This is a genomic window from Paenibacillus sp. FSL H8-0175 (assembly GCF_045040615.1).
GTDB lineage: Bacteria > Bacillota > Bacilli > Paenibacillales > Paenibacillaceae > Paenibacillus_AQ > Paenibacillus_AQ odorifer.
In genome coordinates this window covers 972,061-997,131 of sequence record NZ_CP150299.1, presented here as the reverse complement: position 1 = coordinate 997,131, position 25,071 = coordinate 972,061, and the positions used below count along the sequence as shown (strand labels likewise).

Below are 25,071 nucleotides of genomic sequence, written 5' to 3'. Positions count from 1 at the left end.
AAAGATGCCCCGGCAGGGAAGCCCCGGGACATCTTTTTACTTAGAAGCTTAATTTCGCACCTACAGTTACAATCTCAGATGGTCCGACCTCTAAGTGGTGAACCGAAGACGTTGCTCCTTGTAAAGCAGGGTTAGGCTGCTCTAAGATATTGCTTTTAAATAAATACTCTTGAGGACTGTTCACTTTCAGTTGCAACTCTGTCTGCTGAGCGGACATATTGTACCAACGCAAAAACAAGTCGCCGGAAGCTCCGTTCATTTTCATGGATGAGAAGGCCATGTTGTCTCCCTCCCAAACCAATGGGGTATATCCAGAGTTCAACTTCCCGCTATGCAGGCCGGTCTGACATACCGTCCAAGGAGTCTGGAATTGATAGGCCTCTGTAAATGCCCGTTGTTCACTTCCCTCACCAGAATGAGGAATCAGCTCCAGTTGTGCTGTGTATTCGCCCAGGCACTGAGCTTCCGGAGTTGGGAACCAGCCCCAATCCCCCAATTCCCCTACGCTGCGTAGCAAGGTGACGGCAATAGTATTGCGTCCATCCCGCAGAACCTCATATTCGTTCAATCCCTGGTTGGCTACCGTAAGTCCTACATTGCCATTGCTGACATCGACAAAGGATTGCTGATGTTGAGTGTTGCTCGGATTTGCCCATTCTGGTGCCGGATTATTGTCCCGTGTAGCCACTTCAAACATAGAATCCACACGATGCACATCGGTAGACAGATCGGTCGGGAACAGCATTCGTATCCGGTGATCCTTGGCTTGGTTATTAATTGTGGATTCAATATGCACACCTTTGCCTTCCCGCTCCAGCGATACGACGGTACGAAGCTTCAAAACCACCGTATTTACACTCCGCTGCGCTTTACGCTCAGGATAATACACAAGTGCACGCTGTTCCGCCTCCAAGGTGTCATCCGCCGAAGCCGGAATCTCCCAATCTATTCGGATCTCAATGGCCGCACGGAAGGGAGAGTCTTCAATCACCTTAATAACTGCAGGCTGGCCTTTGGTCGTCAGCGCTTGTTCACCTTCTGGCTGCTTGTACATGTATTCATTGCCTACGTCTCCGGTATTCTCGTAAATCCCCAACTCACGATAAGTGGTACCGCTATGCTTATCCAATAACGTAAATGAACCATCCTCAGCAACAACTACCTTGAGAGATGCATTCTCCAAGCTGCGCTCTCCTTCTATTAAAGAGCTTCCCTGAGCGGATTCCGTAGTTGATTGTACCCAAGCGTAAGTACAAAGCCCAAGTGCAGGCACATTGCGTGCTTCAAAAGTAAGTCTCACTTTGCGGCACATATACGGCTGACGGAATTGGTCATCAGGCAGATCATAACCAAAGTTTAAACCCAGATCTTCCACTGTAGACGCTAATTCCTCCCCTGTGTGATCGACGAGAATCCTGCCGGACAAATCAACAGCCAGCATTCTGCGGGCGGTCTCATCCAAAGGATAACCCTCGCGCAGATATAACCGTTCAGCATCCAGCTCTATAGTTACCGTTCCCGTACGCTTCCACCCCGTGGTATTCATCACTATAAAAGGAACTGCATCTTCCCCGTATGCGGAAAAGCCAGAAGTCTCCACTTGATCTGCGATAAACTTAGCACTGTCATCTATGATGCTCTCAGCAACATGCCGGCTTTTATCAAAACGAGTTACCAGCTCACGATGCACTTCATCCACACTACAACCACAGATACTGTCATGCGGATGGTTCTGCATCAGCGTCTTCCAGGCATAGGTGAATAGATGGTGCGGGTAGTCCTGTCCGGACAGGCGGGCGATGGAGGCCAGCGGCTCGGCTACTTTTTCCAAAAGAGTCTGGCCCAGCTGGTTCATCTGCTTCAAATAAACCCGGGCTGAGGCTGTGTTCACTAAGGTGCCCCATCCGTCAGTACGCTGGCTGCGCAGTTCCCCTGTAACGGTGGAGAGCTCCCGCTGACCCGAGGATAATTGCTGATCCAAGGCTTGCAGATAGTCCGGGAAATTTGAATGCACGAACTTCACTTCAGGGTATAGCTTTTCGGCGGTGCGGATAGCTTCCGGCAAATCCAATTGCAGAGGCTGGTGGTCGCACCCGTTCATGAACAATAACTCCCCCGTTGAAGCATACTTCTCTGCATCCGCAAGCTTACGGTCCCAGAATTCCCGAGCCGCACCTTCCTCAACAGGAACTTCATTGCCGTTAGAATACCAGTTGGCAAATAGGATACCGAGAATTTTGGATCCATCCGGCCCTTCCCAGATCAGCTCGGAGAAAGAGGACTCATAACCTGCATCCGATACAGTGTTGTTAAATCCCGTAGGCTTCACCCCGCGTCCAAAAAAAGCATTCGTAATCCCTGACTGCAACATCAGCTGCGGAGTCTGTCCGACCAATCCAAACGTATCGGGAAAATAGCCGATTTTGGAAGGCTCGCCGTATTTCTCGGCATCCTGATGGCCGATCTGCATATTCCGCACATTTGCCTCGCCGCTCGTCAGGAACGCATCCTGCAAAATGTACCAAGGTCCAATCAAGATTCGCCCATCCCGGATATACTTCTCCAGCTTCTCTTTGTTCTCTGGCCGAACCTGAAGATAATCCTCCAGAATAATGGTTTGCCCATCGAGGTAAAAACTGCGGAAGGCGGAATCTCCGTCCAGCTTCGCAAGCAGTGCATCCACCAGCTGAACCAGACGGACGTGGTGTTTCTCATAGGGCAAATACCATTCACGGTCCCAGTGAGTATGGGACACGATATGGGCTGTTTTGGTTGTTGTGTGGGTCATCTGTGTGTACACCTCAGTTCTTCAGCATTTATTAAGCGTAATGTTAACCTCTTCAGGTCTGTAGACAGCTACCAGCTTGCCCGCTGAATCAGCTGCAAACAACACCGAACGTTCTTTCTCCAGTAAAAATGAGTAATGAGCTCCAGTTGCAGGATCTTTTATTTCAAGTTCGGCATCCCAGGCGTATTCAGATACGAAGATATACAATGAACCTTCTGCAAAAGCAAGCTTTCGCCCGTACACACCTGGCAGGTCTCCACCGCTGATCCATTCCAGCCCGGTTTCGATACCTGCGGCTTGTGCAGCATATTGGTAGAGCGCGGCGATCGGCTCGTCGCGGTCATTCAGTTCTAAAGGTAGCGGGCACCAGATCAGGCGACCTGTACCAAGCTGGCGTTCGATGAGGTGATCACCCACACCACCTGAGCTAGACGAATCAACATCTGCATTTGCTGGCGTTTCTTTGACTAGCTCCGCGATTCGCTTCTGTCCATAGGACACCGCAAACTTGCGTCCGTTCAATAGAAGCTGCTCCTCACGGCGCATGTTACCAAGTTTACGGGCTCCTACTATTGCGTCCATACGATCCGAAGGCTGCCAATACGCATCAACCCCCAATGCTCCAGTAATGAGCAGAACGGCACCTGTACGCTCCACTATGTCCAGCAATTGCTGAAGGGCGTCATTATCCAGATTGTGCACACTCGGCAGGAGAATCAACTTAGCCGGCTCTGCCTCCAGCGGAGCCAGATCGTATTCCGATACGGCGCGGAAAGGCAAATGAAGCTGATAAGATAAGATCCGCGTCAGGCGGGTAGTCGCATCATAGGCGAGCTTCCGGTTAGAGAAGTCATTAGAGTAAGGGAAAACCACGGCAATCTCTTCCAGCTTCCGCCCGTCAAATAATCCCCCGGCTTCGCCGATGAACCGCCCAAAATCATAAGACACATCCGCTTCCGGCTTCTCAGTCCCATCGGCCCGCAGCGCACCGATCTGTGATTCATTGGCATTATCCATATAAAAGTTCGTGTTCCAGATCCATTGCACAGCCCCGGCACCTCCAGAAGCAAACGCATAGGCATATTTGCGCTCCAGCATGGCCCGCAATTCTTCCTCACTGCGTTTAGCCCGTCCGTCTGGCGTCTCTACGTACATGATGCCGGTCTCCTGAATGAGGTTCGGTTTATGATGGGTTTTGGCAAAAATTCCATCCCAGAGCAGATTGTCATTCAACCACCAGCTGTGAACAGTGGTGTAATCGACATCGCGCTCATAAAAGAACGGCGATGGCCGTTGGGCACCTAAAGCCTCATCCTGCCCTACGGTCACTAAATGATCTGGGCAGAGTTCCTTGATAGTCCCGCTAAGCTCCCTTGCCCATACGTTGTGCATGTCCATGGAGAACAGGCAGTAGTCGAGCCAACGTGTGCCGCGCTTCCCGGAATGAATATCCTGCACACTAAAGTTAATCTCTTCTCGCTCAGGAGGTTGTGCAGCCGCAAAATCCGGCAATTCCAGCGGCGTCATATTCCAGCGCTCTTGCAGCAAAGTTATATCACCATGGCGTTCTTCCAGCCAAGCAGAGAAAGCAGCGTGTTCATATTTATCTCGCGCCGAGCTCGGTCCGTCCGAGAAAATCCGCGGCGGATCGAACATTGACGGTTCATTGATCAAATCCCAATCCACATGGGTTGTCGTGCGATGCCGTGCGATGATGGAGCGGATGAACCGTTTTTGCGCTTCTACACTGCGCGGATCGAGATAAGGATTCGTCCCTTCCCAAGTCTCCGGTGTAAAGGAGAAGAACGTAAAGGTTACCTGCAGCTCATGCCGCTTCGCAGTCAGTAGAAAAGCATCAATCGCTCGCAGCACTTCTTCCGAGGCATGACCGTCTACCTGCATAATATTGCGGTAGGCTGTCCAGATGCCGGTACGAATCCAGTTGATGCCTGCCTTCCGCATCTGTGCCATATCCCGATCCCAGACATCAGCATTTGGCAGGAATAGAAACTTCCGCGCTACGTCAGAGGTCATATAAGTCATGCCGACAACAGGTAAAGGCTGACCGTCTTTGATAAAATAATCTCTTCCAGCCTTAATCGGTTCCCCCTGCGATAACAGGCCCACGTCATATCCCCAAAAGCCTTGACGCAACATCCGCACTTCGCCTTCTTCCGATACAGCATGGCAAGAAAGATGATACAGGCCAGGTTGAATTTCTATAGCAAGCGGTACACGTAGGAAGTTCAGCTCGCGACTGACCTCAAGCTTGCACTCGTGAGTGAAACATGGGATAGACTCCCCGTCTTTGTTCAGAGTGATGTTCAGGGTCCACTGCGCTGATGTCGGTGACGATTGGCTACGGCTTAGCCGCTGACCCTGCAAAAACAGCAGCGGCCGCTCGCCTTCTTCATAAGAAGCATAGTTAGGCTTCAGCCACAGCTCTGTTACTCCCCGAGCGGCAAAAGTTGCCCAGCGGGTTAATGCTTCCGTTCCGCCTTGATTCCAGAAATCAGGCGTAAGCGGTTGGCCGATGAAGATCCAACGGCCACCAGCAAAAGGCCCGCCGATATGCTCCCACAGCACAGCTGGAGCTGAAACTTCCCGCCCGGCGGCGGTAATGCCCTTAAGCAGCGGGTAGATCCGCGTGTCCATGGGTCCACTGGAACCCATCTGCTCCGGCAGGTCACTGCTTTTAGTGACATGCGGCACCAGGTTCCAGGTATCCGACAGGGCCAGCAGCTGCTCATCGCCTACAAAGAGCGGAATGTCTCTAAGCGCGACATGCTGCTGTATGCGATTTGCGCTGCTCACCTGCAGCGCTTCATGGATATGCAGCTGGCGGTGATAGGCAGTCTGCTCAGCTTCGACCCGCCACTCTTCAGCGACTAGGCGGACTGGATGCTTAAACGGGGCACCGCCAATGCTGATCAAGCTGCCGCCTCTGCTCAAATAAGCGACGATGGAAGGCCAAGCTTCCTTTGGGAAGTATGGAGCATGGAAGCTAACGAAGCAGTCCCCGGCCTTGGCGCTGTCCAGCGTTTCGGCCAGCTGTGCTGCATGAACAGGAGGGTCAGTATGATGTATTCCTATAGACTGTGCCTGTTCCGCTGTCAGTCCGCCCGCTGCGGTATACCCGGGAAAAGACGGGTCCGCGAACAGGATGATACGGCCCCCGCTCACAGAATACCTTCCTTCATCGCCCGATAGACAAGCTGCGAGAACAAGCTGTTCGACCATGCAAACCAGCTGCGGGTAAATACACTAGGATCATCCACATGGAAGCCTTCATGCATATATCCGGTTCCGGCATCCGTACTTTCCAGCATCGCAATCAGTTCCAGCTTCTCTTCGGCAGTCTGAGCCGTAATGCCCTGCATAGACAACGCCATATGCCAGATATAGTTCTCCGGAGTGTGCGGGCTGCCGATCCCTTTGGCAGCTGTGCCTTCATAATAGAACGGATTTTCTTTGCTCAATGCGAAACGTCTGGTGTTCTGGTAGATGGGATCATCCGCCGAAGCGTAACCCAGATACGGAATGGAGATCAGTCCGGGCGTTCCCGCATCGTCCATCAGGCAGTAATTGCCGAAGCCGTCGGTCTCATAAGCATAAATCGGACCAAACTCCGGATGGCGATAAATGCCGTAGAGCTTGATGCCATGATCCACTTCAAATTCCAGCTCTTTAAGTTCAGCTAGGAATTCTAGGTCGCGGAAGACCCACTCCGCGAATTCCTGCATCTGGCGCAGCGCGACAACAGCGAACATATTGCCAGGAATGTTGTAGTGGAAATCACAGGCATCATCGCTGGACCGGAAGCCCGACCAGATCATTCCGGTATAGTTCACCGGCATGCCGAGACCGCTATTGCGCAGAGAATCTTCCGGAATGCCGTTATTGCGGCTGAACCGGTACGGAGACTGCTCGAAATGCCGCTGCTCTCTTTTGAACAAATCGAAAATCTGGCGCATGGCCGACTTGAACCCAGCGTCGAAGAAATCAGTCAGGCCCGTCTCTTTCCAGTAGGTATAAGCGAGGCGCACAACAAAACATAACGAATCAATCTCAAATTTACGCTCCCACACCCATGGCGACATCTCGGTCACATCCGTAGTGTTCCAGTGCCAGTCATTGGCCGACTCATTAAATGCATTGGCGTAAGGATCGATATGAATATACTGAATATGGCGTTTGATAAGACCGCCGATAATGCGCTGGAGATCGGGATCGTTTTTGGCCAGAGGCACGTATTGAATTACCTGCTCAACTGAATCACGCAGCCAGGAGGCCGGAATATCGCCGGTAATCACAAAGGTGGTTCCGTCATCCAGCAGTTTAGTCGTCGTCTCCAGCGTATTCGGAAAACAGTTCTTGAACAGCTGCAACAGCTTCGGGCGATGTGCCAGCTTCTCCTCTGCTTCGGCAAGCACTTCTTGTACAGCCTGCGGCAGCGGCAGCTGGGGCATTGCTATTTTGGGTAATCGGAATTGTTCCAAGTGAGTTATGCTCCTTTGCATCTGTGATGTGATTATTTAATTTCTGATGTAGATTGTTTTGATCTCGTAAGGGGCAAAGTGAAGTTCCAATTCACCGTCAGCCGTGTGTTCGATCTGTTCCAGCTGCTCTTCCAGAGCATTGGACAGGTAGACGCTCTGAACTGGATGCTGCCATTTGAGCTGGACCCGCTCGCGGCCTCCCGAGGATTCGTAGAAACGGAGAACAGTCCCCTGCCCGTCCTCGGATGGCTTAATCGTATCCAGCACCACATTCTCACCCGAGAATCCAATAAATGAGCCTGTTGGTGGCAGCTGCCCCTGTGTTGAAGAAGCGGCAAAAGTATACAGCTCATGATTTAGCTCTGCTGCACGACGAACAGTATGAGCCTCCCGCCAATCCCCACGGTGCGGATATAGCGAATAGGTGAAGTCGTGCTCGCCGAGATCCGCAGTAACATCCGGCCATTTCGGCGCGCGCAGGAGCGACAAACGAATGGTACTGCCTTGGATGTCATAGCCGTATTTACAATCATTCAGCAGACTGACGCCATATCCACGTTCGGATACATCGGCAAAACGGTGCCCGCAAACCTCATACTGCGCCTGCTCCCAGCTGGTGTTGCGGTGGGTCGGACGTTCCAGCGCACCAAATGGAATCTCGTAAGTCGCCTTATCCGCGACAACATCAATCGGAAACCCTACCTTAAGCAGCTTATGGGCTTCGTTCCAGCTTACATGCGTCTGGAAATCAATCCGGGGATTATGGTGATGTAGAATCATATCCTGAGTAATCTCGGATTGGCCCAGCTTCCAGCGGAAGCGCAAAATATCCTGCACCGCACCAGTGCGGATCACTCCCTTTTCTATAAGTTCAGCCTCCCCGGCGGGTTGGGCTTCATAACGGTTGTCAATGTCCCAGGCATCCCAAAGCGTCGGACGGTCGTGGAAAAAGTGGAAGCGGTTCGCCGGCTCACCGGATTTTACGATCTCCCGGTTTCCTTTTTTATCAAAAAGACTGGTGATTTCTCCCCGCTCGTTAAAGGTAATACGATAATAGTCCGTCTCCCAACGGTCGCCGAAGGGAACAACTCCTATAGCTGTTTGATTATGTTCAGCAGCGGCAGATTCTGCATTATTTTCAACGGATGTGTTCTGAGACAGATCACGAATCCAGATCGTCTTGTAACCAAAGGCTGGAATCTCCGGAACGAGAACCGAGACACCAGAAACTACTGTCTCCTCCGTCAGGACATCTGCTTCCAGCAGTACGTTATCCTCGCCATACACCGCAAAGTTTCCGCTAGCGACTCCTTCTTCATTGAGGGCAAGTTCGACCACGGCATCCCGCATCCAACCCAAACCATTAAAAACAATGTAAGGTGTACCCTCGCCTGACGTGTTAATGTTCCCGGCCAATGCCGCAAGCCCCGGCTGAAGCGCATCACGGCCAAGCTCAAATACCTCTGCGTATTCCTTCTCCGAGGTCTCGTAAGCTTCGGTAATCGCCGAGCCCGGAATAATATCATGGAACTGGTTCAACAAAATCAGCTTCCAGCCCTGATGCAGCTGCCCGGCAACTACGGCATGTTGCTCCGTGTCCAGCTGCGGCGAAGCTAATGTCTGCCACAGCTCCGCTTCACGGTACAACACTTCCGCCTTGCGGTTGTTCCGCTTGTTGCGGCCGTGCGTGGTGTAGGTGCCGCGGTGCAGCTCCAGATACAGATCGCCCCGCCACTGCGGCAGCTGCGGCTGACTGCGCGTAATGCCCGCGAAGAAATCCGCGGCATTACTGTATTTACTCTCCGGCTGGCCGACCATTAGCTCGGCACGCTGGATATATTCCAGCATCTCGCGGGTGACCCCGCCGCCGCCGTCACCATGCCCATAGAGCAGCATCTGCTCATTATGTTTATCTTTTTCGCGGAAGGACTGATAGTGTTCATGCACATCTTTGGGCAGCGTATTCTCATTGACCCCATGATTCAGGTAAGACAACATCGGCGTGCCGTCAATGCCGACCCAACGGAACAGATCGTAAGGGAAGACATTGGTGTCATTCCAGCCCAACTTGGTGGTCATAAAATATTTGATGCCACCATGCTGCAGAATCTGCGGCAGAGAAGCGCAGTAGCCGAAGGTATCCGGCAGCCACTCAATCTGCGAGGTGCGCCCGAACTCTTCGAGATAAAAGCGTTGACCATATAGCATTTGCCGCATCAACGATTCTCCGCTCGGAATGTTCAGATCCGGTTCGATCCACATCCCACCGACCAGTTCCCAGCGTCCTTCACGGATGCGTGCCTTGACCTTCTCATAGAGTACCGGGTCATTGTCTTTCAAATATTCGAACAGCAGCGGCTGGCTCTGCGCATATTGATAGTCAGGATATTCGTCCATCAGGGCATTCACCGTCGAGAACGTCCGGCTCGTCTTGCGCACGGTCTCGCGCGCAGGCCACAGCCAGGCAATATCGATATGGGACTGGCCCACCATGTGGATTGTTCCTTCGGCATGACCGCCGATCTCCCCGACTCTGCCCCGCAGCTTCTGCTCGATTCGCGTAATCTCACCACCCTCGCGGATCTCCTGCGTGGTAAGGCCAACGAATTCATCCATTGCCACATACAAAGCTTCCAGCATCCGGTTACGGCGCTGGTCCTGCTCAGGCAGCAGAATTGCCGAATCGCGAATCACTACTGCCGTGTACATTAGACTCTGCACAGGTCTATTCACCAGCACCAGCTGGCTGTGGATCATCCGAATCGGCGGCTGGATCACCGCCTGTTGATTTAATGGGTCCACCGGCTCGGGGACCGGATCGAAGAGTTCGATTTCCAGGTCCAACGGACGGCCAGATGGATCACCTGTCAGGGTCACAAAGGTATGATTGCGGTCAAGTCCTTGCCGCGATTCACCGTTCACCCGCAGCAGCCCTTCCCCACCTGAAGCAAAAATCAGCCCGATGTGGCCCGGCAGCCAGTTAGCCGGAATCTCCAAAGTACGGCGGAAGAAATAGGTCGTTCCTTGCACACTCGGGAACAGATCATAATTGCTGCCGTCCTTATAAGGCTGCAGCTTGTCATACTGTCCCGGCAATTGATACACCGAGGACAGAATCTCCCAATCGCGCAATTCCTGCACCTCTAGCCATTGCTGCTCGGAGAGCTCGCGGATGAAGCGTTTAATGCGTTCCATGTCTTTACCCCCTCACCGTCAAATCGGTGCTCAGTGTATCATTTACATGCTTACCCACCAGCACTTTAAACGCTCCTGGCTCTACAACAGGTCTTAAATCCGGTCCGATATATTGCAATTGCTCCGACCCTACCGTGAACAACACGGTTTGCTTCTCACCCGGAGCCAACTTGATTTTGTCAAAAGCCTTCAATTCCCTGGCAGGACGGGTGACCTTACTGGCGACATCGGAAATATACAGTTGCACCACCTCTGCGCCCTCACGGTCTCCTGTATTCTGAACGTCCACGGAAACTGTAGCCGTCTCCCCAGCCGCAATTACTTCCGGCTCCACCTTCAACCCGGAGTACGTAAATTCAGTGTAGCTAAGCCCGAAGCCGAACGGATATTGAGGCTGGGAATCGGCCTCCAGATATCTTTTGCCACGGGAACGTTTACCGTTGTAATAGACCGGGAGCTGGCCCACATGCTTCGGCACGGATACAGTCAGCTTCCCGGACGGGTTCACATCGCCGAACAGGATATCCGCAACAGCGTGCCCGCCTTCTTGGCCTGGATACCAGGCTTCCAGAATGGCATGTACATGCTCGTCAATCCAAGGCTCACTCACCGGACGGCCGTTAATATAAACAACGATCACAGGTTTGCCGAGCTGATGAACCTGCTGGATCAGTTCCAGCTGCACTCCCGACAGGGTCAATGACACCCGGTCAATGCCTTCGCCGCAGTCCATATCATTCCAGGCATTCTCCGTCACCTTGGACGCGCCTGTCTTGAGATCGATACTGCCTTCCCCGAAATCGCGTGCACTGGAGCCGCCGACGACCATAACAACGGTATCAGCCTGCTCTGCACAAGCGAGCGCGGCTTCAAAACCTTCGCGCGAATCGCCTTTGATCCGGCAGCCCGGTGCATAGAGCACCCGCTCCGGCTCTGCAGCCAGCTTGCTGCGGATGCCGCTGAGCACGGTCGCTACCTTAGCCGGAGGCTGCGGTGAGGTATAATCGCCGAGCTGGTTATACCCGGCATCGGCGTTAGGGCCAATGACGGCGATCGTGCCGGCGGTCTTGGACAATGGCAGCACACCTGCTTCATTTTTCAGCAGGATGATGCTCTCGCCCGCCACTTGCCGGGCCAGCTCTTGATGCGCTTTGCTGCCGATGACGCGTTCAGCCGCATCGGGATCAGCGAATGGTTGCTCGAACAGGCCCAGCCTGAACTTGAGCGTCAGCACACGGCGGACCGCCCGATCCAGCAGTGCCGGGTCCAGCTTGCCTTCACGAACGGCATCCACCAGGTATTTGCCGTACATCTCTCCGGACATCTCCATGTCGATGCCGGCTTCCAGTGACTGCACTGCTGCATCCATGCCATCTTCAGCCACATCATGGCCAGAGGCCAGCATCTCTATAGCTCCGCAGTCGGTAATGATTAGACCCTCAAATCCCCAAGCTTCGCGGAGTATATCCTCTAGTAGCTCTGTATTTGTCGTGCAAGGCACGCCGTCTATTTCGTTATAAGCAGGCATAATGGAGACTGCACCCGCTTCGACCGCTTTTTTGAAGGGCAGCAGATCCACTTCCAGCAGTTCACGCCAGCCCATGTGCACAGGTCCGGCATTCCGGCCGCCTTCTGAGCTGCCGTATCCCACAAAATGCTTCAGCGTAGCCCCCACGCTGCCGCCGCTCTGCAAGGATTCCCCCTGCAGACCTTCAACAGCCGCAACCGCCATCTCGCTGATCAGGTAAGCGTCCTCGCCGAAGCACTCCTCGGTGCGGCCCCAGCGGGGATCGCGCACCACATCCAGCACCGGCGAATACGTAACCGCGCCGCCCTGACTGCGTGTCTCCAGCGCTACGGCGCGGCAGACCTCACGATACAGCTCTACATTCCAGGAGCTGCCGAGCGACAGGGGCACCGGGAATACGGTGGCCCCGATCGCCATGTGGCCATGCGAGCATTCCTCGCCGATCAATACCGGAATGCCCAGCCGCGAATGCTCCAGCACATACCGCTGGAGCGTATTCACCGCTTCCGCACCTTCACGCGGAGACAGGCCAGTAGCCAGCGTCACACCGGTCCACGGGTCAGCGCGCAACATCCCGTAAAGCGAACCAACGCCGCCCCCGGCAACCTTCTCCTTGAAGCTTTCTGTCAAGGTCATCTTACCGTCTCTATGTTCATAGGCCTGCCAGCCAAAAGGCTGAATCAGCTGACCGGCCTTCTCTTCCAAAGTCATCAGTCCGAGCAGATGCTCCGCCCGTTCTTCAGCAGGTAAATTCGGGTTTGTATAACTCATTCCTTAACAGCCCCTACGGTAAGACCTTGAATGAAATAACGCTGGAAGAACGGATAGGCAAAAATAATCGGTCCTGTCGCCAGCACGACCATCGCCATCCGCGATGTATCCTGCGGCATGGAGCGAAGAGCTTCCAGACTGAGCGAACTGTTCTGGGAGTTCTGCAAAATAAACTGCATACTGGTCTCGATCCGCATCAGCATCGATTGCAGCGGGACTAAATTCGGGTTGTCGATGTACAGCAGCGCATTGAACCAGTCATTCCAATAGCCGAGGGTGCTGAACAAAGCAATCGTAGCCAGACCGGGCAGTGATAAAGGCAACACCAATTTCAGGAAGATACGGAACTCGCCCGCCCCGTCGATTTTGCCGGATTCGATAATGGCATCAGGCACACTCGTGCTGTAGAAGGTGCGCAGAATCATAATGTAAAAAGCATTCACCGCCAGCGGCAAAATCAGCGCCCAGATCGTATCCTTCAGGCTTAGAAACTGCGTAACGATAATATAAGTCGGCACAAGTCCACCGTTGAACAGCATGGTAAAAAACGCGAAGAACGAGAAAAAATTGCGGTAACGGAAGCTTTTCCGGGAAATGGCATACGCATAAAAAGCGATAAACAAAAGGCTGATAATCGTCCCTATCACCGTTACAAAAATCGTCACACCATAAGAACGCAGCAGCATATCTCCGGATTCAAACACATAACGGTATGCGCCGAGACTCCATTTTGCCGGAATCAGCTTATAGCCATCCCGCGCCAGCGCCACCTCATCGGTGAAGGAGATGATCACGACGAACAGAAACGGAAACACGCACAGAAACGCAAAGATGCCGGCTATCAGATTAAAAGTGATATTCCAGGGCGTCGAGAGATGGTGGAAATCACGTTCTTTTTTAGTCTTAGTAATGGAAGACATATGGCCCACTCCTTTCATGAGGTTCTAGAACAAAGCGCTATCCTTGTTGTATTTGCGGACAATATAGTTAGAGGTCATCACTAGCGTAAAGCCGACAACCGATTGATACAGACCTGCGGCAGTGCTCATACCAATCTCACCCGTTGTTTTGAGGCCTTGATAGACATAGGTATCAATAACATTCGTGACACTGTAGAGCGTACCGGAATTACGAGGCACCTGGTAAAAGAGACCGAAGTCGGCGTAGAAGATTTTACCGATGGCCAGCAGGGTCATGATCGTGATAATTGGACTCAGCAACGGCAGTGTAATATTGCGAATCTGTTGGAACTTACTAGCTCCGTCGATCATCGCCGCTTCATACAGCGACTTGTCGATCCCCATAATAGCTGCGAGATAAACTACGCTGTTGTAACCAACTGCTTTCCACAGATAGACTAGGATCAGGATGAACGGCCAGTAGGCTTTTTCCGAGTACCACTGAATTGACTCTGCGCCAAAAAAGCCCATGATCTGGTTCAGCATCCCGCGTTCGGAGCTCAGGAAACTAAATGCAAAATAGCCGACAACGACCCATGACAGGAAGTAGGGCAGGAACATGCCGGTCTGATACACTTTGGCCAGCTTCTTGTTCACAATCTCGGACAGCACAATCGCCATCAGAACCGACAAGATCAAGCCAAGCAGGATAAACGCTCCATTGTAGAGCAAGGTGTTGCGGGTAATGATGTACGCGTCATTGGTGGTAAACAAAAACTTGAAGTTGTCTAGCCCCACCCATTTGCTGTTGATAATACTCGCCCAGAAGCCGTCGCGGCTAAAGCGGTATTCCTTGAAAGCAATAATCGTCCCTATCATCGGCAGGTAAGAGAAAAAGAGAAACCAAAGCGCACCTGGTAAAACCATGAGCAGCATAATCTTGTTATTCATAATATTTTTTATAAATCCGCTGATTGTCTTCACACTTAGATCCCTCCTGTATGTCCTTATATTTCAAAAAAAGACCGGGTCAGAGGCCACGCCCCTGCCCCGATCTTCTCTTACGTTGATGTTTTACTTGTTGTTGGACGCTTTCCAGGCATCAATTTGCGATTGCGCTTCAGCGATAATTTTGTCCAAACCAGCTGCCTTGAATTTCTCAATAGCTTTCGGTAGATACTCGTCAGGATCAACGGTTCCAGTCATCAGTGGTGACCAGTATTCTTCTTTTACGTTCTGAACCGCAGCGATTTCAGTAGTCACCTTGGAAGTGTCGAAGTTAAAACCAAGCAGCGGTGCATTTACACCGGATTCATTAAACTTTTTGAACTCTTCCCATTTGTTCTCAGGGTCACCCTCGTTCAAATAGTTGATCATGATATTGCCCAGCGAGAAGGTTGGCATGTCATAGTTCTTGGATTCATCCAGGTTCTTCATGGAATTCTCACCGGTCTTCTCGTAGTGCACGCCTTCGATTCCGGAGTCAATCATATTGCGCAGCACCGGATCGGTGTTGAGCAGGTTCAGGAACTCCATCGCTTTCTCCGGATATGCGGAGTTAGCCGAGATGGCTTGCATCGAACCCATAACGGACCAGTTGTAGATGTAAGGTTTGCCAGCTGGCGTGGAAACTACAGGATAGCCGTAGCTTGCCGACCACAGATTGTCCGCCATCGGCTGGGTAGCTGCACGATCCATGAACCAGTTGGAAGATTTGTAGAGATCATCCACCGAAGTTGTAGTTGCTACTTCCGGCGAGATATAACCTGCCTTGTAATATTTGCGAACGGTTTCAAGAGTGCTTTTGAGTTCTGGTGTTTCCAGAATGTTCACGATCTTGTAATCCTTCGTGTCCATATAAACAGCCATTGGCATCTTTTCAATGATGTAATCGAACGGCAGTACTGGCATGAAATCCTTCACCATAGCGTAAGGCGTGATGCCCGGTTCATTCTCTTTGATCGTCTTCAGCAGTGGTTCAATGCTTTCCATTGTGTTCACCCCGGAAATGTCGAGGTTATATTTGTCGAGCAGCTCTTTATTAAAGCGCCAAACTTCTTGCGCCGGAAGCTCTTTGTTGGCAGGTACGGCATAATTATGTCCATCTACCTTGGAGCCTTCCAGGAACGCCGGATCAATGGTGTCTACGATGCCTTTTCCATATTCATTAAGCAGGCTGTCCAATTCCATAAAAGCGCCTTTGCGGGCATTTTGCACATAATCGAACGCCCAGGAACACGTAAAGAGAATGTCCATGGGTTCGCCAGCGGCTACTTTGACCTGCATTTTTTGTGTATAATCGCCAAAATCAATCATATTCATCTTCAGGGTGACATTTATCTTCTCTTTAGTGTACTTATTGACTTCTTCCACGACACGGTCCAGATCCTTCTGCGGTCCGCCGATCGTGTACCAGATCAGTTCGACCGGTTTCTCGGATGATGCACCGTCGCCGCCCGCTCCTGAACTGTTAGTTGCGGCGTTGTTTGAATCGCCGCCACATGCGCTGAGCGCAAGCGAGAATGCCATAAGTGATGTCAGTAACAGGGAAAACCTTTTTCTTTTGTTGTTGCCCATTCCTGTATAACCTCCCCTTTGTTTACCTCAAGATCGCTGGCCTAATCCGGAATTAAACCAGCAGCTTTCTCCTTCAAGGACTATCTTTACTGTAATTTATGAAAGCATTTTCAAACAGAAGCTAAACTAAATAAATCATGTAGAAAATAAAGAAAAAGCTTGCAGCGGGGGTCCGCTAGACAAGCCCTTTGTACTCCGTAGGAGATATCCCGACATGCTTCTTAAATTGTTTGTAAAAATAGCCGGTCTCCCAATAGCCTACTTTGAGAGCGATTTCATGAACTTTAAGTGAGGTATTCCGCAGCAGCTCCTTTGCCTTCTCAATCCGGTATTTATTGATATATTCGGTGAACGACTCATTCACCTCTTTATGGAACAGCTGTCCCAAATACACCGGGTGAATATGGTATTGGGCACCGAGGGTCTTCAGTGACACATCTTCATTGTAGGACTCATGGATATAATTCAGCACCTGCTGCACGACTGGACTCTTTACGTCCCGAACTAAGGCGTCTACCGTAATGGTAGCGGCTTCCTGAATAATCTGAGTCAGTTCATTTATGGAAACTGTAGAGCGAATGAGGCCAAAACCGTCTGCGAAAAGCTCCGGTTCTTCCACATGACGAATCTCCTGCAGCTGCATCTTGAAGCGGATCAACCATTCCATGGCAATGCCTTGCAGCAGCACGGGTGTAATCCCCTCCATCCGCCGCAGCTGCTCAAAATGATCCTGGATCCGCACCAGCAGCGCTTCCTTATCCTTCGCCATAATCAGCTTGAGATCATCTTCCCAATTCAGCGGCATGCCTTGGACGGCAACCTCATGCCTGTCCTGAACTTCCTCATAATGCAGCAAATTCCGCTCTGGAAACAGCATGAAATATTCCTGAGTCATCTTTGCATGGGCATAACTCTGAGCCGCCGCCTCCTCCATCTCCTCCACCGTTCCTACGGACAGACGCATTGGCGGACCGCCAGTTAGGGATAACAGCAGCTGCGCATGAAGCCTTTCCACCGCTTCTTTACCCTGCTGATACTCACTAAGCAGATGCAGCAGCACGGTATCTCCATCCATATCCCGGAATGCAATCAAAGACGGGTTACCGCCTACAACCTCTTCCACCGCCTGAAATAGCTCGGCAGCGTCCTGTTCAGGGCGAAGCAGGGCTACCTGCACCAGCGGCTTATCTAGTCTAAGTCCCAGAAAATCAGTCCGTTCACAGAATTCCTTCGGCCCAATCTGGCACCGCAGCCAGCGGTACATCACATTATCGCGCAGAATGGAAATACTATGCGCATTGAATTGACTCTCTTGACGGGAGACACCCAGCTTCTCGGCGGCAGTCACTAATGTTGCCCGGAACTCTTGCAAATTAATAGGCTTGAGCAGATAATTTTCAATGCCGAGCGCCATTCCTTCCTTAAGATAACCGAACTCATCATAGCCGCTGAGGATAACAACTTTGATCTCCGGCTGAATCTCCCGTACGGCCCGGATCAGATCCAGCCCGTTCATCAGCGGCATGGAAATATCCGTAATCAGAATATCCGCTGGAACAAACCGCAACGACTCCAGCGCTTCCTGTCCGTTCTCGGCGTGGCCGACAATCTCCATCCCCAGTGCTGCCCAATCCACAATGTCATATAATCCTTCGATAATAAAAGGCTCGTCGTCCACAATGAAAATTTTATACATGGTTTGGATCATCCTCTCCCAGATCGGGAAAATACACAGTCACGGTTGTGCCGGTACCCGCTTCGCTTTGTAATTCAATGCCATACTCACTGCCATAAAGCAGCTTCAAACGTTCATGAATACTGCGCAGGCCGAATGATTCCGATTGTTCATCTGGCTGCAAAAGACCTTCTTTGAGCTGGACCAATCTGTCCGGGGCAATCCCCCGCCCATTGTCTGTAACTACCGCACGCAAATATTGGCCATCCTTGACCACAGCCACACTGATGTGATTATCATTCTTGTCCACGCGCATCCCATGTAGAATGTAGTTTTCAATGATAGGCTGCAGCGACATTTTGAGTACAACTCTTCCTGTAAGCTCTTTCCCGCATTCCATTGTATAAGAGAATTTATCCTTATAACGGATGCGGAACAGCTCCAGATATAAACGGCAGGCCTCTAGTTCATCCTTCATCGTATGCTTGGGTTTCTGATGAACATAGCTTTTGAACAACACCGACAAGCTGTAGATCATCTCCCCGACATCTGAAGCTCCTTGAGAGATTGCTCTCATTCGGATCACCTCCAAGGTATTGTAGAGAAAATGTGGGTTTACCCTGGCTTCAAGCGCGGCGATTTCGGTATGTTTTTGCTTGATTTCAGCCTTGAACACACGGTCTATATGAAGATTCAGCTCATCCAGCATGTCGTTGAAGCTCTTGGAGATCTGCCCCAGCTCGTCTTCTCTGACATCGGTAATCCGGGCATCCAGGTCACCGTTTTTCACTTTGCGGGTGAACTTGATAATTTTATGAGTCCGTCTGGCAAAATTATTGATAAATAAAGTGGGTGTAATAATCGCAAACAACAGGCAGATCAAGCAGATAATGAAGATCATGTTCCGCAATCCCCTATAAGTGGCGGCTAATTCCTGCTTAGGTACAGCACTCAACACAGTAAATCCGCCTTGGGTGTGAGTCTGCTTAGTAATGATCATCCCGCCGACTTCTTCACCATCTGTATAGGCAGAATTCATCTGCTCGGGATAAGGATAGCGCTTTCCATAATAGGTGCCCGAGGTATCAAATAACACATCCCCATCCGCTGCCAGCACCAGAATCTTTCCCTTGAAGTCATCCTTATAATTGCCCATACTCCCCCAGACCTCACTGGCATCAAAATAGACTAGAAGCTGACCAATGTTGCGCAGTGATATCTTGTTATTGACTGGGGTACGGACCGTAAACATTGGCCCCTCCGGAGATGAGATCGCCTGACTGACCCAAGTGTTTGGAGCAGTGACACTCCCTTCCTCCTCCAGATACAGCGCATCCGGTACGAAAGAGTGGGCTGCATTAGTGGAAATAATCTGAAATTTGCCTTGGTCATTATAGACATACAGCTGCTGTTCAGCTGCACTGTAGAGCATTAAACTGCGGATATCAGGATCATCTTCAACTTGATTGCGAAAAAACTGCACGGTATCCGTCGTAGCATTACTTTCGTTGAAATAGCGGTCCAGCCGGTACCTCACGTAATCTTCATACGGATGCTCCAGCAAATACGACGTATTAGCAGTCAGCTCCGTGTCCCGGTACACGTCCCGCATCATAGACTGTACAGAGTCATATTTCTGCTCAATATAGCTGTTGATGCTCTCCACGGTACGTTTCTGAATCTCCATCTGCCGCTGCACTACAGCCTGAGACATGAGCAAGAACATCAGGTAGGAGAAGGTGATAATGGTGACCACGGCAATGACTGAGAAGAGCAGGATGATTTTCATAAACAGATTATTCTTCAGATACTTTCTGTACAATTTCCCCGGAAACATCAGCAACCTCCTACAGCAGGGGGAAGACTAAGCTTCGCTGCTTGTCATTATGAATAAAGTATAGCATGAGGTGCTTCCTGCCTGTGGCTGGTAAAAGCTTGCAATCCTCCGCCAAGCAAAGACAGTCTGCCCATGGAGCAAAGGGCTCCTTGGGCAGACCGTGGTGAGGCAATATAATCTACCGGATGTAATTCAAGATGAACTGCGCAGCCTCGGCACGGGTCGCCAAGCCACCGGGAACAAACTTCCCGTCCGTGCGGCCATTCACCAGACCCAGTGATGAAGCAGCATTCACGCTGTCTGCCGCCCAGGCTGCTACCTCACCGGAATCGGTGAATGTTGCCGGGGCTGATGACTGAAGCGCTCCATGCTCCAGTACATAGGCACGCATTAGCATAGTGACAATCTCCTGGCGGCTGATGTTCGCACTCGGATCGAAGTGCTCAGCAGTGCGTCCACCTACAATACCTGCCCGGACCAGACGCGCCAGGTCCTGCTCATACCAGACACCAGAAGGCACATCACTAAATTTCAATTCCGCCTGATCTTGCAGTCCCAGCACGCCAGCCAGCAGCTTCACAAATTCCGCTCTTGTAATCCTGCGGGCGGGTTCAAATCCATTTTCGGAAGTGCCTTGTACCAGATGTTTAGCCGCCAGCTGGCGGATAGTGTCCGCAGCCCAGTGAGTAGACGGAACATCAGCGAAGGATTTATTGTACTCCAGCACAGCCAGCCTGCCTGTTCCGCTAAACTCCCCTTGCAGGAAGCCATTCGCGTACACTCCGCCGAGATAGGTAAGCGAACCTCCTTCAGCAATAGCATATAAACCAAGCAAATTAGTATTATAATCCGTATTTGTTGCATTCCATTGTAAGGTTACTGGTTTGCTGAAGCTTGGAAGACGGCTAGATGTGCCATTCCCCGCGATGATGCTCAGATCAAACGTCATACCTGTACCCCGCAAGACCACCCCACGCTCTACTTTCAGTGTGCTCATGTTCAAAGTCTCCGGGCTGAGCTTCACCAGAATCTTGCCGCCTGAAGCTTGGGCTTCATTAAGCAGAGCCTTCAATTGCACCAGCAATTCCGGCGCAATACCAAGTGTGGTTCCCGAGGCAGCCAATTCAAGTTGATGGATCCCGAGCAATTCACCTGCATTCACAGGCAGCTCGATAGCTGTAACGCCTGCCGGCACATTTACCGTCACTTTGCCGTTCTCAGTAGATGTACTGAGTGCACTTGCTGGAACTGTCAAAGTTGTGCTAGTAGGACTTGGAAGCGGCGTTGCTGTCGCTGCCGGAGTCGTCCCACCAGTTCCCGTACCTGTCCCTGGAGCCGATGTCGGCTGCGGTGTAGATACAGGAGTATTGTGGACCTTGAAATTAATAATTCCGCTCTTTTGAACAGCCGTATAAGGGTGACCATTCAGTATTTTGGTGTTGGTGACTACGGCCGTGTACTCGCCGCTGTCTGTTTCTTTTGCAGAAGGAATCGTATAATTACGCTCCACAGCACCTTCAATGGCCTGCCCGTCTTTCAACCATTGGTAGCTTAACTCGCCATAAACTGCAGAAGCTACTACGGCAAAAGACACCTTATCACCTACAACTGCCGGATTCTTATCTACACTATTAGAGGTGATAATTGGCGCATCGGGTGCCGGATGTACTGTCACCGTAAGTTCATTACCGGTTCTTGTGGAAGGCTCCGTTCCCTCTTTTCCAGTCAGAACCACACGGAACTGCGTACCGCTGTCTGTTTCAGAAGCAGTAAATGCGTATACCGCCGAAGTCACGCTCTCCGCCACAGTCCATTCCTCTGCGGTTGCTGCCTTCGTCTCCCAGCGAACCGATTCCACATCCCCGCGGATCTGTACGAACAGCTTCACTTCTTCACCAGTAATGACATCAAGTGCAGACGGAAGATCGGTTATGAAATCAGGCGCTTCCCATGGTGCTTCAGCCGGAGTTAAGTTAATTGTGTACTCTGCTTCACTGCTGTCACCAGATTCATTGGTGACGATGACCTTGTACTTATTGCCATCCATCCCGGTAGTCAAAGCAGGGATAGTATAGGAGGCGGACACTCCCAACGCATCTCCATAACCGCTGCCTGTGTCCGCATACCAGGCATAAGTCAGCTGCCCTGCGCCAGTGGCAACTGCCGTTAGTGTCGCGGACGTATTTTCACGGAAGGAGCCTTCCCCTACGATCTGCACCTTTGGAGCTTGCAAGGCCCACTTCGCCTGCAAGTTCAGTTCACCGGTTATTAGATCTTCGGTAAAATTCCATCTTCGCGCACCTTCTCCTTCTCCAACATACCAGCCTTCCAGGTCATAACCCTCTCTGGCAATGCCTGTAGGCTCCATCAGCAAAGTGCCATACACAGCCTCGGCCACAGTATTTGCTGGCTCACCCCCATTAGCATCAAAGAGAACGGGATAGCTTCCTTTCAGATAGACAGGTTTGGAGCGGTTGCCTGCATAATCCTCCATCACCACATGCACAACTTTTGCCGACGAGGTGAAGCTTAAGCTCGCCTTAGTTGTCCGTCCACGGATAATCATCGGCTTATTGCCAGAGCTATACGTTGTGGCAAAAGATTTTGCATTCCCATCCTCATACACATACATATACCGCCAGTCTCTAGTATTCGGCATCGGCAGATTCAGCTTACCGTCCGTCCAGGACCATTCTTCCGCGTAAGGTTCCGCAACCGTGTCGATGAACTGGCCGCTGACCGAGACTGGATCGGTGTTGCCTGCGGTAACGGTGACAATGTAATCATCGCCGTTTACCGGCATCCCCGTGAACAGCGCAGTGCTTGCACCTGCCGGGACAACCACTTGCTGTGACACCGGTTCGGATGTCGTAATCCAATTCAAAGACTGCACTCGAACGGTAATGTCACCGGAAGCTTGGGCGGAGTTCGTCCAGTTCACAGTCAACTCCCCGTCCGCGCTTGAATCCACCTTCACTCCGGAAACCGCCGCATCCAGATCAAAAGCCAGCGTTGCCGCTTCACCCTCCACTCCATCCGCACCCACTGCAACCACTTTAAGGGTTCCGGATTTCACCGGGAGATGCTTCAGGTAGAACACCTCATCGTATTTGCCGCCCATAAATACATCATTCACGTACACATTATATTGCTTGATCTTAGTGTAATCGGGATCTAGCTTCCACTTCACAACCATCTCACCTGTATCTGTAAAAGCTTCCGCAACTGCTAATTCCGCAGGAGCTGCGGGCTTTACGGCAGACCCGTCATAAACGCGCAGCTGTCCGACGTTCATCTGGTAGGTGGACGCTGTTCCTTGCCCGGGATCGAAGACCAGTCCAAGGGCTGCAATATTATGACCCGCGTATGCACTGAGGTCCAGCTCCTTTGTCAACCAACCGTCCGAGTGCTGACCACTGTTTGGAACAGCGACCTCTACGACGGTATTCGGATCATCAGCCAGGATGAGTCCTACTGCCATCGCCGAAGCATCTGTGGCAGATGGCTTGTTGAAGCTGATCGACAGCTTGGAGTTGCCATTGACCTCCAGCTCTGTTTTGTACAGACGCAAGAAGTTCTTCGCATTCAGATTGCCGTTTACCACCAGTGAACTGCCACCGTTATACGCACCGATCTGCTCATAGTTGTAACGGTTTGTACTCGCAAGGTTGTACTCCGGTCCATAATCAAAATCTACAGTAAGCTTATTGCCAGCAGTATCCTGCCACCACTGCCAAGTCACTGGGATATCCTGCAAGCTCATATTAGACCACTCATCCGGGTTCGATACTTCACCGTTCACGGAATAGGACAAGCCTTGTCCAGTGTTAAAATTGGTGTAAAAGTTCTTGTCCTTAATTACCGAACGCTCCGCAATGACGGAGGAGATTCCCGGCCAGTAACGGTTGTCGGCATAAACATCGGAAACGGTATTGGTTGCCGATTTGACCGTATTCTTAGGGTCCACGTTCGGGCCTGACCACCATAGCTGCTCACGCAGTTTTGTCATCCATTGGTAGTCATTTTCAGATCTGTGCGAGACCGGGTAAGACAGGTTCATGTCCTCATCCAGACCGGCATGAACAAAGTCCGCACCGAGTGTAGCCAAGCTGAGCCGCGGCAAGCCATTGCTGTCCAGCTTGTTCATCAACGCTGTTCCGTTAACGGACTTGAACCGGTCGCGGCCTGCTTCCAGCCCTGCAAAACCAACTTCAAACAAGTTGTAGCTTGTTCCCAGACTGGCATTCAGATTGCTTAAGTAATTAGCCGCGTTAGTAATCTGTGTATTGCCAGCCCCGTAGTCGAAGAAAAACGAATTGGAGACGGGTTCCTTGGTGCTTTTATCCACTAAAAAGGAGATATTGGTATCATTAATCGTCCGGGCGAACGTATTAGCACCGGTATTGGTGTTCAGCGAGTCGTACCACTGTACATACAGGCCGCCCTCTTGCAGCACCTTCATAAAAGCGATGTAATCGGGGATATCCTGGGTCGCTACATTCGGATTCATCTCTTCCTGATTTACAAAATAACCGTCAAACCCGAAATACCCGGCCATCTCGATCAGTTTATCCGCCACCGGAAAATTACCATTCTCGTCTTTAACTATCATTTGTTTGTACGTCTGCTGTCCACGGTCATTATTGGAAAAAAAGATTCCCGCCAATGACAACACGCCGTTCTTATGCGCTGCATCGGTGTAGGTAGGGTTCGGGATGTTCAGCATGCCGAATTCGAACCATTTTTGCTGCCAGTCCTTCTGGGCCAATTCATCATAATATTCCGGCGGGGTGTACGCAGTCGCTGTACCGTGCCAATAGGAGTAGTAATCGATATATTGCCAAAAGTTAAAGTGATACTGCGCAAACTTGTTCGTATACGGCGCGTTCTCAATAAAAGCATTCCCGTAGTCGCCAGCAACGTTGATCATCTGTGTATCTGCGCTAAGTGCTGGGTTAGCTTGGGTTGCAGCAAATGGGGCATTCCGCTTCTGCAGCGGCACCCGCGATCTCAACAGCTCTGCATCCGGATCGGTTGCCGGACTCCAGTTCGCAATATGGCTGCTCGTATATCCATGTACATTAGGCTGATTGGCACCCGGCGCACTGTCTCCTGTAAAAGGCCACGTATCGCCGGCGTAAGCCGTTAGGGGAAGTCCTGAAACTAGCAAAGCTGCCGCCAGAACAGCTGATGTCAGCTTACGACGCGCCTTTTTACCGGTGTGAAGGTTCATTTTCCACTCTCCTCGTCCTGTAGTTGTTTCGGTTACTCTCATCCATGAAGCGTAATGTGTCTCACTATG

At 51.3% G+C, this 25,071-nt stretch carries 11 protein-coding genes; all 11 read right to left on the bottom strand.

Annotation, left to right across the window (positions count from 1 at the left end; genetic code table 11):
- Positions 1-40 precede the first annotated feature (40 nt).
- Complete coding sequence (locus MHH46_RS04270; protein ID WP_076195155.1) at positions 41-2,788, bottom strand: alpha-mannosidase; 2,748 nt, start codon at positions 2,786-2,788, stop codon at positions 41-43.
- 21 nt (positions 2,789-2,809) lie between these two features.
- On the bottom strand, positions 2,810-5,971 hold the full coding sequence (locus MHH46_RS04265; RefSeq protein WP_370511269.1) for an alpha-amylase family protein: 3,162 nt from the start codon (positions 5,969-5,971) through the stop codon (positions 2,810-2,812).
- On the bottom strand, positions 5,968-7,287 hold the full coding sequence (locus tag MHH46_RS04260) for a glycoside hydrolase family 125 protein (protein WP_076130111.1): 1,320 nt from the start codon (positions 7,285-7,287) through the stop codon (positions 5,968-5,970). The genes MHH46_RS04265 and MHH46_RS04260 overlap by 4 nt, the downstream gene beginning before the upstream one ends.
- A 36-nt stretch (positions 7,288-7,323) precedes the next feature.
- Complete coding sequence (locus tag MHH46_RS04255; protein WP_076130105.1) at positions 7,324-10,482, bottom strand: alpha-mannosidase; 3,159 nt, start codon at positions 10,480-10,482, stop codon at positions 7,324-7,326.
- A 4-nt stretch (positions 10,483-10,486) separates the two neighbouring features.
- Positions 10,487-12,781, bottom strand: a complete 2,295-nt coding sequence (locus MHH46_RS04250) for a glycoside hydrolase family 3 N-terminal domain-containing protein (protein ID WP_076130104.1) — start codon at positions 12,779-12,781, stop codon at positions 10,487-10,489.
- Positions 12,778-13,701, bottom strand: a complete 924-nt coding sequence (locus MHH46_RS04245; RefSeq protein ID WP_036684927.1) for a carbohydrate ABC transporter permease — start codon at positions 13,699-13,701, stop codon at positions 12,778-12,780. The genes MHH46_RS04250 and MHH46_RS04245 overlap by 4 nt, the downstream gene beginning before the upstream one ends.
- A 24-nt stretch (positions 13,702-13,725) precedes the next feature.
- Positions 13,726-14,631, bottom strand: a complete 906-nt coding sequence (locus MHH46_RS04240; RefSeq protein WP_282579979.1) for a sugar ABC transporter permease — start codon at positions 14,629-14,631, stop codon at positions 13,726-13,728.
- Positions 14,632-14,754: 123 nt separating this feature from the next.
- Positions 14,755-16,257 carry an ABC transporter substrate-binding protein gene (locus MHH46_RS04235; RefSeq protein WP_076130103.1) on the bottom strand — a complete coding sequence of 501 codons (1,503 nt, stop codon included), beginning with the start codon at positions 16,255-16,257 and terminating at the stop codon, positions 14,755-14,757.
- Positions 16,258-16,432: 175 nt separating this feature from the next.
- On the bottom strand, positions 16,433-17,953 hold the full coding sequence (locus MHH46_RS04230) for a response regulator transcription factor (RefSeq protein ID WP_076195154.1): 1,521 nt from the start codon (positions 17,951-17,953) through the stop codon (positions 16,433-16,435).
- Complete coding sequence (locus MHH46_RS04225; protein WP_076195153.1) at positions 17,946-19,769, bottom strand: sensor histidine kinase; 1,824 nt, start codon at positions 19,767-19,769, stop codon at positions 17,946-17,948. The genes MHH46_RS04230 and MHH46_RS04225 overlap by 8 nt, the downstream gene beginning before the upstream one ends.
- A gap of 178 nt (positions 19,770-19,947) precedes the next feature.
- Positions 19,948-25,002 carry an endo-beta-N-acetylglucosaminidase gene (locus MHH46_RS04220; protein WP_081388004.1) on the bottom strand — a complete coding sequence of 1,685 codons (5,055 nt, stop codon included), beginning with the start codon at positions 25,000-25,002 and terminating at the stop codon, positions 19,948-19,950.
- Positions 25,003-25,071 lie beyond the last annotated feature (69 nt).